10 protein-coding genes are annotated in these 14,093 nt (G+C 68.2%); 6 read left to right on the top strand and 4 right to left on the bottom strand.

From position 1 onward, the window contains the following. The first annotated feature begins 48 nt into the window (after positions 1–48). Entirely contained in the window at positions 49–2,445 is a 2,397-nt protein-coding gene (gene lon, locus AB0M45_RS04100) for an endopeptidase La (RefSeq protein ID WP_364322698.1), read from the top strand. A gap of 189 nt (positions 2,446–2,634) precedes the next feature. Here lon and AB0M45_RS04095 read toward each other — a convergent pair whose 3' ends face one another. Then, a complete protein-coding gene (locus AB0M45_RS04095; RefSeq protein ID WP_364322697.1) occupies positions 2,635–3,069 on the bottom strand; it encodes a PaaI family thioesterase in 435 nt (144 codons plus the stop codon). Next, positions 3,066–3,653 (bottom strand): TetR family transcriptional regulator, encoded by a 588-nt coding sequence (locus tag AB0M45_RS04090; RefSeq protein ID WP_364322695.1) that lies wholly within the window; start codon positions 3,651–3,653, stop codon positions 3,066–3,068. Before AB0M45_RS04090 ends, AB0M45_RS04095 begins: the two co-directional genes overlap by 4 nt. A gap of 105 nt (positions 3,654–3,758) precedes the next feature. Between AB0M45_RS04090 and AB0M45_RS04085 the strand changes: the two genes are divergently transcribed. After that, complete coding sequence (locus tag AB0M45_RS04085; protein ID WP_364322694.1) at positions 3,759–4,826, top strand: DNA polymerase IV; 1,068 nt, start codon at positions 3,759–3,761, stop codon at positions 4,824–4,826. Positions 4,827–4,865: 39 nt separating this feature from the next. Continuing rightward, a complete protein-coding gene (locus AB0M45_RS04080; protein WP_364322692.1) occupies positions 4,866–5,861 on the top strand; it encodes an oxidoreductase in 996 nt (331 codons plus the stop codon). A 3-nt stretch (positions 5,862–5,864) separates the two neighbouring features. Here the strand turns inward: AB0M45_RS04080 and AB0M45_RS04075 are convergent, their stop codons facing one another. Continuing rightward, positions 5,865–6,068, bottom strand: coding sequence for a hypothetical protein (locus AB0M45_RS04075; RefSeq protein WP_364322690.1), 204 nt, complete (start codon positions 6,066–6,068; stop codon positions 5,865–5,867). Positions 6,069–6,181: 113 nt separating this feature from the next. On the opposite strand from AB0M45_RS04075, the gene AB0M45_RS04070 reads away from it, so the two are divergent. Both AB0M45_RS04070 and AB0M45_RS04065 read left to right on the top strand, forming a co-directional pair. Beyond that, positions 6,182–6,898: a TetR/AcrR family transcriptional regulator C-terminal domain-containing protein gene (locus AB0M45_RS04070; protein WP_364322688.1), complete on the top strand. Its 717-nt coding sequence runs from the start codon at positions 6,182–6,184 to the stop codon at positions 6,896–6,898. Between the two features lie 114 nt (positions 6,899–7,012). Beyond that, positions 7,013–8,533, top strand: a complete 1,521-nt coding sequence (locus tag AB0M45_RS04065) for an alpha/beta hydrolase (RefSeq protein ID WP_364322687.1) — start codon at positions 7,013–7,015, stop codon at positions 8,531–8,533. A gap of 179 nt (positions 8,534–8,712) precedes the next feature. Here the strand turns inward: AB0M45_RS04065 and AB0M45_RS04060 are convergent, their stop codons facing one another. After that, positions 8,713–10,593 carry an ABC transporter ATP-binding protein gene (locus AB0M45_RS04060; protein WP_364322686.1) on the bottom strand — a complete coding sequence of 627 codons (1,881 nt, stop codon included), beginning with the start codon at positions 10,591–10,593 and terminating at the stop codon, positions 8,713–8,715. Positions 10,594–11,159: 566 nt separating this feature from the next. Between AB0M45_RS04060 and AB0M45_RS04055 the strand changes: the two genes are divergently transcribed. Continuing rightward, a complete protein-coding gene (locus AB0M45_RS04055) occupies positions 11,160–13,949 on the top strand; it encodes an FAD-binding and (Fe-S)-binding domain-containing protein (protein WP_364323055.1) in 2,790 nt (929 codons plus the stop codon). The last annotated feature ends 144 nt before the right edge of the window (positions 13,950–14,093 follow it).

Raw genomic sequence — 14,093 nt, 5'->3', positions numbered from 1 at the left:
ACCTCCGGGTTGAGTAGGCAACGCTCAACTTTTGGAAGGGTCGAAGACGTGACTACACCACAGAACCTGCCGGTGCTGTTCCTGACCGATCCGATCGTGCTGCCGGGCATGGTCGTGCCCATCGAATTGGACGAATCCGCGCAGGCCGCGATCGACGCCGCTCGGGCCGCCAAGAAAGACTCCGTACTGCTCGCACCCCGGCTGACCGAGGGCTACGCCACCTACGGTGTGGTCGCGACCATCGAACAGGTCGGCCGGATGCGCGGCGGAGCCCCCGCGGCTGTCCTGAAGGCCGAGCGGCGCGCCAAGATCGGACACGGGGTCACCGGACCGGGAGCCGCCCTGTGGGTCGAGGCCGAACCGGTCGAGACACCCACACCGGACGGCCGGACGAAGGAGCTGGCCGCGGAATACAAGAAGCTGGTCGTCTCGGTGCTCCAGCGCCGCGAGGCGTGGCAGATCATCGACGCGGTCAATCAGCTGACCGATCCGTCGGCGATCGCCGACACCGCGGGCTACGCGCCGTACCTGACCTTCGAGCAGAAGCGGGAACTGCTCGAAACCCCTGATGTGGTCAAGCGGCTGAGCACCCTGATCGAGTGGACCAAAGAGCACATCGCCGAGGCCGAGATCACGGAGAAGATCAGCGAAGAAGTCCGGGAGGGGATGGAGAAGAGCCAGCGCGAGTTCCTGCTGCGCCAGCAGCTCAACGCCATCCGCAAGGAACTCGGCGAGGACGAACCCGACGGCGCCGATGACTACCGCACCCGCGTCGAGCAGGCCGACCTGCCCGACACCGTGCGCGAGGCGGCGCTGCGCGAGGTCGGCAGGCTGGAGCGGGCCAGCGATCAGAGCCCGGAATCCGGCTGGATCCGGACGTGGCTGGACACCGTGCTGGAACTCCCGTGGACGGTGAAAACCACCGACAGCACCGATGTCTCGGCCGCCCGCACGGTGTTGGACGCCGACCACCACGGCTTGGACGAGGTCAAAGACCGCATGGTCGAGTACCTGGCCGTCCGGGCCCGCCGTGCCGCCCGCGGCCTGGAGGTCGTCGGTGGACGCGGCTCCGGCGCGGTGCTGGTGCTGGTCGGCCCGCCCGGTGTGGGCAAAACCTCGCTCGGTGAGTCCGTCGCGCGGGCCTTGGGCCGCAAGTTCGTTCGCGTCGCCCTGGGTGGCGTGCGCGACGAGGCCGAGATCCGCGGTCACCGGCGCACCTACGTCGGCGCACTGCCCGGTCGCATCGTGCGCGCCATGAAGGAGGCCGGTTCGATGAACCCGGTCGTCCTGCTGGACGAGATCGACAAGGTCGGCTCGGACTTCCGTGGCGACCCGGCCGCCGCCCTGCTCGAGGTGCTGGACCCGGCGCAGAACCACACGTTCCGCGACCACTACCTCGATCTGGACCTGGACCTGTCCGACGTGCTGTTCATCGCTACGGCGAACGTCATGGAGACCATCCCGGGACCGCTGCTGGACCGGATGGAGCTGATCACCGTCGACGGCTACACCGAGGACGACAAGGTGGCCATCGCCCGCGACTTCCTGGTGCCGCGGCAATTGGAGCGCAATGCGCTGACCACCGACGAGGTGACCGTCACCGAGGAGGCGCTGCGCGAAATCGCGGCGAACTACACCAGGGAAGCCGGTGTGCGGCAGATGGAGCGGCTGATCGCGAAGGCGCTGCGCAAAGCGGCAACGCGGCTGTCCGAGCGTGAAACATGGCCCGCCGCACCGGGTTACGACCTCGAGCTGGGCTACGAGGGACTGGTGGAGGATGCCCTGACGATCGGTCTGGGCGACCTGAAGGACTACCTCGGCCGCCCACGCTTCACCCCCGACTCGGTGGAACGCACCGCTGTTCCGGGTGTGGCGACCGGCCTCGCCGTGACCGGGGCGGGTGGCGATGTCCTCTACATCGAGGCCAACGCCGCCGAGGGTGAGCGCTCGCTGACCCTCACCGGTCAGCTCGGCGACGTCATGAAGGAATCCGCGCAGATCGCGCTGACCTACGTGCGCTCGCACCTGGAGGAGATCGGCATCGAGCCGTCGGTACTGGATCGCAACATCCACATCCACTTCCCAGCGGGCGCGGTGCCCAAGGATGGGCCGTCGGCGGGCGTCACCATGGTCACGGCACTGGTCTCGCTGGCGCTGGGGCGCCAGGTGCGCTCGGACGTGGGCATGACCGGCGAGGTCACGCTGAACGGACGGGTGCTGCCGATCGGTGGTGTGAAGCAGAAGCTGCTCGCCGCCCAGCGGGCCGGTTTGAAGACGGTGTTCATCCCGGCGCGCAATGAGCCGGACCTGGACGACGTCCCAGAGGAAGTGCTCGCCGCGCTGGACGTGCGCCCCGTCGCCGACGTGGCCGACATCCTGGCCTATGCCATCGAACCGGTCGCCGAAACGGCACTGGACGGCCTGGCCCTCGCGGCAACAGCCTGACGTGCACCGAAAGGGCCGGGTATGGAAATCATTCCGTGCCCGGCTCGACCGCCTCTCCGCGTCTTCAGGCCGGCCATCGCCCGATCCAGGACCCGGATCAGCGGACTACCGAACGTCGCGCAACTTTCGTGCAATGCGAACCGGTCGTCCGCTATCCCGAAACCATTTGAAATGCGCCGGGTTCCGGACTCATGCCTCCAGATCGCGTTCCACCGTTCGCGTGGTGCCCTGGGCCACCGCGCAGAGCACTGGTTCGCGGTCCGGGCTTTCGGCGTAGATCTCGCAGTGGACCACGGCCTGTCGTCGGGGCGAGCCCGTGACGGTCGCCTCCGCGCGTAGCCGTGTTCCCGCGGCCGGCCGCAGGTAGGTGATGGTGAAACCGCCGGTGAGTACGTTCGGGCCCAGGACTGTTCCCGCTGCGAAGGTGAGTGCGTTGTCGGCCGCGTAGGAGAGCACGCCGCCGTGCACGAAGCCGAATTGCTGGCCGAGTTCGGGGCGGATGCGGATGACCAAGGTAGCGGCGCCGTCGCCGAACTCGGAGATCTCGGTGCCGACCAGGGCGGCGAACGGCTGTGCGTCGAGAACCTGTCGCGCGCTGTCGATGTCCAGCGTGGGGGCGGTCATTCGAAAACCTTTCCTTCCAGGGCGCGGGTGCGGCCGGCGGCGAGGGTGAGCCACGCGGCGTCGGCCAGTTCACTCGCGACTTCCATCGGAGAGATGCGCATTTCCCCGCTCAGCCAGTGCCGGGTGTACTCCTGCGCCGGTCCCAGCCACAGTGCGTAGACCAAGTCCAGTGGGAGATCACGCACCACTCCGTATCCGGCATGCGTGCGCCACCATCGTGCGATGTCGCTCATGAAACGCCGATTGCTCTCGCTCTCCCGCACCCCGGGTGGACGCGCCGAGGTGAGCACCGTTGCCCGGTACTGGTTCTCGCTCACCCAGCGTAGGTGCTCGCGCACTCCAGCGGTGATGCCTTCCTTGGCGTCGGTGCTGTCGCCGACCACCCCCCAGAAATGTTCCTGGTAGTCCGCGAGCGCGTTGGCCCACACCTGCCGGTATAGGTCGGCCTTGTCCGGGAAGTGGTGGTAGAGCGCCCCGACACTGGCGCCCGCCGCGTCGCGGATCTGCGTCAGCGTCGCGTCCAGCGCCCCCCGCTCGGCGAACTGCCGCTCGGCCGCCAGCAGCAACCGATCTCGAATCTTCATAACCAGAATTTAGTTCTGTTTTCTGCCACGCACAAGGCTGTGCCGGTTTGCCGCATAGCGCCGGAATTCCCGCAGCGTGTCGGAGGGCTGCGGTAAGAACGGGATGTGGCCAGATGGCTGTTGCACGTCGACCTCGATCAGTTCCAGGCGGCGGTGGAGTTCCGCCGTCATCCGGAACTGCGGGAGCTGCCGGTCATCGTCGGCGGGCACGGTGATCCGACCGAACCGCGCAAGGTGGTGACCTGCGCGTCCTACCCGGCGCGCGCGTTCGGGGTACGGGCCGGGATGCCGTTGCGCAGCGCACAGCGCAAATGCCCGGACGGCATTTTCCTGCCCCTGGACATGGCCGCCTACGAGGACGCCTCCGACGAGGTGATGGCACTGCTGCGGACGTTTCCCGGCCGGGTCGAGGTGTGGGGCTGGGACGAGGCGTTCCTCGCCGTCGACACCGACGACCCCGAGACGCTCGCACAGCAGGTCCGCGGCGCCATCGCCGGCTTGGAGCTGACCTGCTCGATCGGTATCGGCGACAACAAGCTCACCGCCAAGCTCGCCACCGGGTTCGCCAAGTCGGCGGGCAAGTCGTCGGCCGAACCGGCCGTGGACTCCGGCGCCGCCGCGGGCGTCTTCCGGCTCACCGCCGCGAACTGGATCGAAGTGATGGCCCACCGCCCGACCAACGCGCTCTGGGGAATCGGCAATCGGATCGCGGCCCGCCTCGCCGAGCTCGGCATCCACACGGTCGGCGAGCTGATGGCGGCCGACCGGCAGCGGCTCGCCGCCGAGTTCGGTCCGAATACCGGCCCTTATCTCTGGGTGCTGGGACACGGCAAGGGCGACACCGATGTCACCACCGAACCGCGAATACCCGTTGGCCGCAGTAAATCCGAGACATTTCCGCGCGACCTGACCCATCCCGGCGAGATTCGTGCCCAGGTCGCGCGGCTGGCCACCGAGGTCGCCGAAGAGATGGCCGCCGCGGGCCGGATCGGCACCCGGGTCTCCGTAACGGTTCGCACCAACACCTTCTACACCCGAAGCAAGCAGGAAAAGCTGCCCGAACCGACCATCGACGTCGCTCGGATCGCCGAGACCGCGGTGCGCATCGTCGACCGGTTCGAGCTCGACCGGCCGGTTCGTCTGCTCGGCGTCCGCCTGGAACTCGTGCCGTAGTAGCGCCCGGACCCGTCCGGACCCTCGTATGCTCGTCGCATGGAATTCTGGGCGATGGTGGCACAGGAATCGGATAGCGGGATCGACCTGACCCGTCGGCAGGTCGACGAGGAATTCCTCGGACCGGGCGACGTGACGATCAAAGTGCACTACTCGAGCGCGAACTACAAAGATGGTTTGGCGATCACCAAGGGTGGCGGCGTGGTCCGCAACTACCCGATCGTGCCGGGCATCGACCTCAGCGGCGAGGTGGTCGAATCCGCCGTCGACGATTTCTCCCCGGGCGACCTGGTGATCGCGCACGGTTACGAACTCGGTGTCTCCCACAACGGCGGTTTCGCCGAATACGCCAGGGTGCCCGCCGACTGGATCGTCAAGCTCGATCAGCTGGATACGCGCGACGCCGCGGCGATCGGTACCGCCGGCTTCACCGCGGCGCTGAGCGTGCAGGCCCTGCTCGAACGCGGACTCACCCCGGATGACGGCCCGGTGCTGGTCACCGGCGCGACCGGCGGTGTGGGCAGCGTGAGCGTGGATATCCTGTCGCACCTCGGCTTCGAGGTCATCGCCTCGACCGGCAAGACCGACGCGGACGATTTGCTCAGCGAACTGGGCGCCAATGAGGTGATCGGCCGCCTGCCAGAGGACCCGACCGCCAAGCTTCGACCGCTGACCAAGGCCCGCTGGGCCGCGGCGGTGGACAGCGTCGGCGGTACTTCGCTCGCCTACATTCTCAGCGCGATCGGCTACGGCGGTGCGGTCGCGGTCAGCGGCCTCACCGGTGGATCCGAGCTGCCCACCAGCGTGATGCCGTTCATCCTGCGCGGGGTCGCGCTGCTGGGCATCGATTCGGTCAACGTGCCCATCGAGCGGCGTGCCGAGCTGTGGACCAGGATCGCCAATGAGCTTCGCCCGCAGCATCTTTCGGCTCTGGAGAGCTACGCGCCGGTCACCGAGGCGGAGCGGGTGCTGCAGTCGATCAAGAACGGGACCCACTCGGGCCGAACGGTACTGGGCGTCGCGGGCGAGTTCTGAAAGTCACCCGAGATCGGCGTGGTTCTGCCACTGGATCGGCAGCCATGTCGTTGACATATCGATGCGGACCAAGACCGGAGCGACGCCGTCCATCGCGAACAACTTCGGTCCGAGCCTCCCGTTGCCGTTGAACCGGTGAAGTTCGGCGGGAGTGAGCTCGGTGACGGTGACGGTGGCTGTCGCTGTGGGCCCTCCTGACTGTTCCACCCGGGATGATCAGAAACGCATCAACTCCCGTGGTGCCGCGAACATCGTTCGCAGGTCGCCGTTCGCAGTTGCGAACGGCGTGCGCTACGCTGACGGCGACGGAAGGAGTGGGCATGCCCGCGGAGAAACAGCCGGTGGGTTCGGTGTGGACGCGCCCCCGGCGCGGCCGCGAACAACCGGCTCTGACCAGGGAACAGATCGTGGCCGAGGCGGTGGCGCTGCTGGACACCGAGGGAATGGACGCGCTGAGCATGCGCCAGCTCGGCGCGCGCCTGAACGCGGGCGCCACCTCGCTCTACCGTCATGTGGCCAATCGCGACGAACTGATCGAGCTGGTGGTCGACGAGGTCTACGGCGAGATCAGCGTTCCGGAGATCGGCGATCCGGCGCAGTGGCGGACGGCGACACGGGAGTGCGCGATGAGCCTGCGCGCGATGATCCTGCGGCACCCATGGATGGCCTCGACGCTCGGCCAGGTCGGGCTGTCCTACTTGGGCCCGAATGTCATGCGGCTCAACGATCGCATGGTCGGGCTGTTCGAAGCGGGAGGCTTCCCCGTCGACGAGGCGAGGGACGGCATCGGCACCGTAATCAGCTATGTGGTCGGCATGGGCATCTCCGAGGCGGCATATCTGAGTCTGCTGGTCCGCAGTGGAAAGACCGAGCAGGAGTGGCTCGCCGAACTGCGTCCTGCCGCCGAAGAGGCCGCGCGGGCGTTTCCGCGAGTCCAGGAGGATTGGGACCAGGACCCGGAACAACTGCGCGAGTGCAAGTTCCGCTATGGGCTGGACCGCGTGCTGGACGGACTCGACGCGCGTCGCAACACCTGATCGCCGGGCTGACTCTGCCCGAGTGGGTATGGGTTGCCACCACCGCGGCCCTGATCCGATACGGTTCACTGCGCAACAACCCGCATGTTCGCTCCAGTCGAGAGGCGAAGTCTGTTGTCAGCGAAGCTGTTCTGGCGTTCAGTAGCGGTACTGGCGGTGTCCGTGCTGGTGGCTGTGCCCGCCTACAGCCAGGCCGAGCCGGTTGACGAAACGCATCCCGTCGAGTTGGACCGGTTCTATCAGCAGCGGCTCGAGTGGAAACCCTGCGGTGTCGAGAACCTCGACAAGGCGGGTGGCGAGTGCGCGGATGTGCTGGTGCCGCTCGACTACAGCAAGCCCGGAGATCGCACGATGAGCGTGGCGATTTCGCGGGTAAAGGCCGCGGATCCGGCGCGGCGCCGTGGCATTCTGCTGTCCAATCCGGGCGGCCCCGGTGGACAGGGCCTGGACAGTGTGGATCTGCTCGGTGACGTGCTGTCGCCGGAGGTGTTGGCGAGCTACGACCTGATCGGCATGGATCCGCGCGGAGTCGGCGCGTCCGGTAGGAGTCCGCGGTGCGGATGGCCGGTCGGCGAGATGGTCCGATCCGCGGGGCTGGATGTGCTGGGGTTCGCCCACGATACCGTGCAGTCCGCGGGTATGGCCGCGTCCTGCCTGATTCGTGATCCGATCACGATGCGGCAGTTCACCACGCGCAACACCGCGCGGGATATCGATATCGTGCGCGCAGCGCTCGGTGAGCGCACGATCAACTTCTACGGCTTGTCCTACGGTACCTACCTCGGTGCCGTGTTCACCCAGATGTTCCCGGAGCGCAGTGATCGAGTGGTGCTCGACAGCGCGATCGATCCAGACCGGTATTGGACCGGCCTGGTGCAGGATTGGGGTCCGGCAGACGAGATCGCGCTCGACGACTGGGCCGGGTGGGTCGCCGTCCGGGATGACGAATTCCACCTCGGTGCGACGCCGCAGCAGGTGCGAGCCAAGATCGAGGAACTCGTACGGCTCGCCGCCCGTCAGCCGATCGTCATCGATGGATTCGCGATCAACGATCACTGGCTGCCGTTCATCGTGCACGCCCTGCTGACCAACTTCCGGCTCAACGAAGCGCTGGCCGCCACCGTGCGGGAGATCGCCGACGCCGCGGGCGGGCCGCCGACGACATCGCGCACGCCTCGGCTGCGCGCGATCGTGCAGGCACTGCGCGACGACGAGAACTCGGCTCTGGCGCAGATCGCCTGCGGTGATGTCGGCGCACCGATCGATCCGACTTGGTACTGGCGCAACATCGAAGAGACCCGTGCCACCCAACCGGTGTTCGGCGCGCTGGCCGGCAATACCCAGCCGTGCGCCTTCTGGCCGCGGCCCGTCGAACCTCCGACAGTCGTCCGGAATTCGGTTCCCGCACTAATCGTGCAGGCGAGCGGAGATCCGCGGACACCCTATGCCCACGGCGTCCGGCTGCATCAGTATCTCTCCGAGTCGCGGATGGTCACGCTGCAGGACGTCCGCATCCACATGACATTCCGGCCCGATCTCAGCAGCTGTGTGAACAGCGCGATCAACGCCTACTTCGGTGCGGGAACACTCCCGGCCACCGATATCACCTGCTACGCGAATCCGTCCGCCCAATAATCCGGGACCGCTGACCCGGCGATGAGCGCGGGTCAGCGGTAGCGGTCACGCCGCGCGGTAGCGGTCACGCCGCGCGGTAGCGGTCACGCCGCGCGGTAGCGGTCACGCCGCGCGGTAGCGGTCACGCCGCGCGGTAGCGGGTCACGCCGCGCGGTAGCGGTCACGCCGCGCGGTAGCGGTCACGCCGCGACGGTAACGGGCTCGTCGGCGAACTGGGTCCGGTACAGCTCTGCGTAGCGGCCGTCGGCGGCCAGCAGTTGAGTGTGCGTGCCGCGCTCGACGATCCGGCCGTCCTCCAGCACCACGATCTGGTCGGCGGCGCGGATCGTGGACAGGCGATGTGCGATCACCAACGCGGTCCTGCCGTCCAGTGCTTCCGACAGTGCCTCTTGCACGGCGGCTTCCGAGGTCGAGTCCAGCGACGCCGTTGCCTCGTCCAGGATGACCACGTGCGGCTGCTTGAGCAGCAGACGCGCGATGGTCAGGCGCTGACGCTCACCGCCGGAGAGCCGGTAGCCTCGCTCGCCGACCACCGTCTCCAGCCCGTCCGGCAGCGATGCGACGAGCTCGCGCAGCCGTGCGCGCCCGAGCGCGTCCCAGAGTTCGTCCTCGGTCGCTTCCGGCCGGGCGAGCAGCAGATTGGCCCGGATGGTGTCGTGGAACAGATGACCGTCCTGGGTGACGAGTCCGACCGTCTCCCGCAGCGACCGGGTGCTCAGCTCGCGCACGTCGGTGCCGTTCAAGCGCACCGCTCCGCCGTCGACGTCGTAGAGCCGGGAAACCAGTTGGGCGATGGTCGATTTGCCCGCGCCCGACGAGCCGACCAGGGCGATCAGCTGTCCTGGCTCGGCGCGCAATGACACGCCGTGCAGCACTTCCACCCCGCCGCGAGTGTCCAGGTTCGCCACCTCCTCGAGCGAAGCCAGCGACACCTTGTCGGCTGACGGGTAGCCGAAGCTCACCTCGTCCAATTCCACCGAAACCGGGCCGGCCGGGACTGGTTTCGCGTTCGGCGCGTCCTCGATCAGCGGTTTCAGGTCGAGCACTTCGAAGACCCGCTCGAAGCTCACCAGTGCGGCCATGATTTCCATTCGGGCGCTGGCCAGCGCGGTCAGCGGTGTGTAGAGCCTGGTCAGCAGCAGCGACAGCGACACGACCGCGCCCGCGTCCAACTGCCCGCGCAGCGCGTACCAGCCGCCCAGGCCGTACACCAGGGCGATCGCCAGCGCCGACACGAGCGTGAGCGAGGTGACGAACACGGTTTGCAGCATCGCGGTGCGCACACCGATGTCCCGTACCCGGCGCGCCCGCAGCGCGAATTCGTCGGACTCCTGCTCCGGACGGCCGAACAGCTTGACCAGCGTCGCGCCCGGCGCGGAGAAGCGCTCCGTCATCTGGGTGCTCATCGCCGCGTTCAACCGGGCGGCTTCCCGTTGCAGGTCGGCGAGGCGGTTGCCCATCCTCCGCGCCGGCACCACGAACACTGGAAGCAGCACCAGGGCAAGCAGCGTGATCTGCCAGGAAATGCTGACCATCACGCCGAGCGTCAGCGCCAGGGTCACCAGATTGGCCACCACGCCGGACAAGGTGTCGCTGAATGCGCGCTGGGCACCGATCACGTCGTTGTTCAAGCGGCTGACCAGCGCACCGGTCCTGGTCCGGGTGAAGAACGCGACCGGCATCTTCTGCACGTGGTCGAACACGGCGGTGCGCAGGTCGAGGATCAATCCCTCGCCGATCCGTGCCGACATCCAGCGAATCGCCAGCCCGAGCCCGGCGTCGAACACCGCCAGCCCGCCGATCACCAGCGCGAGGATGACCACGACCCGCGGCGCCGCACCACCGACGATGTCGTTGACCACCCGGCCCGCCAGTACCGGCGTGGCCACCGCCAGCATCGCCGACACGACACTGAACAGCAGAAACGCGCCGATCCGGCGGCGATGCGGCGCGGCGAACCGGATGATTCGCTCGGCGGTGGCAAGACGGAACGGTCGCTGTTCCCGCGGCGCGTGCGCCCGCCGGTACATCTGACTCCACGCCACGGATTCGATGCTCACGTTGTTCTCCCTCTCACTCCCACCCCATCAAAGACCTGGCCACCGACACTAAGAACTCAACAATGGTTGAGTTCAAGTCGATTCCCCACGCGCCGGTTGCGCCGACGGATCGCGACCGCCTCGACCGCAACGAACTCGCAAATACCAGTCACCCAATCGCGAGTCGTCAAAGCATCGCGGACACCTGGTGCCGCATTTGCGGCCCTATCCGAAACGCACCGGCACGACCCGGAGCGAATCGAGAGCGAACATTGCCTGGTCGCGGCCTGGCTCGCGTGCGAGCGACCGTCGCGGCCACGACTACCCCTGCCCCGCACTGCCCGCGCGGGTCTTGAAGCCACCAGCGGCGGTCGCTGGTCCTGGCCGCGCAGGAGCCGCGAACACGAAGGCGGGCCGGTCAGGGCTCTGCGCCACCACTCGGACCCACTGCCGTTTTCGAGCGAAGCGCGACGAAGTCGCCAGCGGCGGTCGCTCGGACGCGAGCCACAAGGGGGCCGCGAACCCGCAGCGCCGCAGGCGCTGCAAATCGAACACAGCCTAGGCTTGGCGAGGTGACCGAGAACCGGATGGCGGCACTGCGCGGCAGGATCGCGGGTGAGGTCGACACCTCCGAGCGCCGTCGCGCGGAGTACTCCTCGGACGCGTCGAACTATCGGGTTCGCCCGGCCGCGGTCGTCTTCCCGCGCATCGATGAGGACGTCGTGGCCACCCTGGAATTCGCCCGCGAGCACGGCTTCCCGGTGACCGCGCGCGGCGGTGGAACCTCGGTGGCGGGGAACGCTATCGGTCCCGGGCTCGTGCTCGATTTCAGCAGGCACATGAACCGGATCGGGGCCATCGATCCGGACGCGCGCGTCGTCACGGTGCAGCCGGGCGTGGTGCTGTCGGAGTTGCAGCGCGTCGCTCGCCCGCACGGCGTGCGCTTCGGACCCGATCCCTCGACGCAGAGTCGCTGCACGCTCGGCGGCATGATCGGCAACAACGCCTGCGGACCGCGGGCCGTTGCCTGGGGCCGCACCGCCGACACCGTGCGCGAAGTGCGCATCCTGGACGGCATCGGCACCGAACGCACGCTGGCAGCGGATTTGTCCGCGGTACCGGGCCTATCGGAATTCACCAGGGCGCATCTGGCGGTATTGCGCACCGATCTGGGGCGGTTCGACCGCCAGGCGTCCGGTTACGGCTTGGAGCATCTGCTACCCGAGCGTGGCGCGTCGGCCGCCAAGGCGTTCGTCGGTAGCGAGGGCACTTGTGGCCTGTTGCTGGACGCCACGGTCGAGTTGGTCGCGCTGCCTCCGGCGACCGTGCTCACGGTGCTCGGCTACCCCGATATCGCCACCGCGGCCGATGACGTGGCCGCGGTGATGTCCTGCGTGCCGATCGCGGTGGAAGGCATCGACGCGCGCCTGGTCGATGTCGTCCGCGCGCACCGGGGTTTCGTCCCGGACCTGCCAAGGGGCGGCGGATGGCTGTTCGTGGAGACCGCCGGCGCGACGCAGGCCGACGCGGTGGCCATCGCGCAGCGGTTGTGCCGGACGGCGGGCGCGCTCGACAGCAGGATCGTCACCGATCCCGGTACCGCCGCCGCGCTCTGGCAGATCCGTGCCGACGGAGCCGGGCTGGCCGGTCGCACACCCGATGGCCGCCCCGCTTGGCCCGGCTGGGAGGACGCGGCCGTCCCACCCGAGCGGCTCGGTGCCTACCTGCGCGATTTCGCCGCGCTGACCCGTGACCACGGCGTGGACGGGTTGCTCTACGGGCACATCGGCGACGGCTGCATCCACGTCCGGCTCGATCTTCCGATCGTGGACGCGCCGCGGCGGTTTCGTGCTTTCCTGTTCGACGCGGCGGAGCTGGTCGTCCGTTATGGCGGTTCGCTCTCCGGCGAGCACGGTGACGGCCGGGCCCGCTCGGAGCTGCTCTCGGTGATGTACTCCCCTGCGGCACTCGACGTCTTCGCCGGATACAAGGCGCTGTTCGACCCCGACCACGTGCTGAATCCCGGTGTGCTCGTCGCGCCGCGCCCGGTGGACGCCGATCTGCGACTCGCCGGGCTACCCCCGGTCCGAACGACGGACGGTTACGCCTTCCCACACGACGACGGCGATATCGGCGTGGCGGTCCATCGTTGCGTCGGCGTCGGCAAGTGCCGCGCCGACGGTGGTTTCATGTGCCCGTCCTTTCAGGCCACCCGGGATGAGAAGGACAGCACGCGCGGACGGGCGAGGGTCCTGCAGGAGGTGGTGCGCGGCGCACTGCCCTGGTCATCCGAGGCCGTTGCCGAGTCGCTCGATCTCTGCCTGTCGTGCCGGGCGTGCCGGTCGGACTGCCCGGCGGGGGTGGACATGGCCACCTACAAGTCGGAGACGCTGTACCGCCGTTACCGTCGCCGGCCGCGTCCGATCGATCACTACTCGCTGGGCTGGTTGCCTCGGTGGCTGACCGTCGCGACTCGGATGCCGCGCCTGGTCAACGCGTTGGCCGGTCGGTCCGCGCTGCGTCGCATGGGTTTGCGTGTTGCGGGCATCGACCCGCGCCGCACCGTTCCGCGGTTGGCCGAGCGCACCTTCCGCCGGATCTGGCGTGATCTGGACGAGGGCGCCTTGCTCGCCGAGTCCGCCTACGCGCCCGAGGAACCGGGCACCGAGACCGGCTCCGGCGACGTGATGCTGTGGATCGATACCTTCACCAACGCCTTCGACCCGGAGATCGCGCTGGCCGCAGCGCGGCTGCTGACCGCTCTGGGCTACCGCGTCCGGATCCCCGAGCGCGGCGTCTGCTGTGGGCTCACCTGGATCAGCACGGGGCAGCTCGACAGTGCCCGCGCACGGCTGCGCGCCACCGTGGCCGCACTGGCCGAACACGTCGCCGCGGGCGGCATCGTCGTCGGTCTCGAACCGTCCTGCACCGCGGTCTTGCGTGCCGACCTGCCGGAACTGCTGCCGGACGACCCGCGGTCGGCCGCGATCGCCGCCGCGGTGCGCACCCTCGCCGAATTTCTCGCCGAGCAGCCGAGCTGGCGCCCGCCGGCTCGGACCGGACAGTCCGTGGTGGTCCAGCCGCATTGTCACCAGCATGCGATGCTCGGCTTCGAGGCTGATCGCCAACTATTAGCCAGCATGGGGGTGCTGGTGACGGAAATCATCGGATGTTGCGGTCTGGCAGGAAACTTCGGCATGCAGCTCGGCCATTACGACATTTCGGTCGCGGTAGCCGAGAACGGCATGCTGCCCGCGCTGCGCGCCGCCGACGAGGACGCGGTCGTCCTCGCCGACGGCTTCTCCTGCCGTACCCAGGCCACTGCCCTGGCCGGGCGACGAGGGCGGCATCTCGCGCAATTCATCTTGGGGCAGTGAGCCTTTCGCGTGCCCGTCGGAGCTCGGTGCGCGTGCGCCGCTCGGCTCAGCTGCCGAACGGCAGGGTGCCAGGCGGAATCTGGTAACCCGAGCTACCTGCGGAAACATTGCCCCAGGCGTTGAGCAACCAGTTGAGCACGTTGG

It is taken from the genome of Nocardia sp. NPDC051787 (genome assembly GCF_040681325.1).
GTDB lineage: Bacteria > Actinomycetota > Actinomycetes > Mycobacteriales > Mycobacteriaceae > Nocardia.
This window is presented reverse-complemented; position numbering and strand designations above follow the sequence as displayed.

Excerpts from the sequence above, each read along its gene's own strand:
- AB0M45_RS04055 (WP_364323055.1), top strand. The coding sequence starts at position 11,160 with ATGGCGGCACTGCGCGGCAGGATCGCGGGTGAGGTCGACACCTCCGAG.
- AB0M45_RS04095 (WP_364322697.1), bottom strand. The coding sequence starts at position 3,069 with ATGACCGCCCCCACGCTGGACATCGACAGCGCGCGACAGGTTCTCGAC.
- AB0M45_RS04080 (WP_364322692.1), top strand. The coding sequence starts at position 4,866 with ATGGAATTCTGGGCGATGGTGGCACAGGAATCGGATAGCGGGATCGAC.
- AB0M45_RS04070 (WP_364322688.1), top strand. The coding sequence starts at position 6,182 with ATGCCCGCGGAGAAACAGCCGGTGGGTTCGGTGTGGACGCGCCCCCGG.
- AB0M45_RS04090 (WP_364322695.1), bottom strand. The coding sequence starts at position 3,653 with ATGAAGATTCGAGATCGGTTGCTGCTGGCGGCCGAGCGGCAGTTCGCC.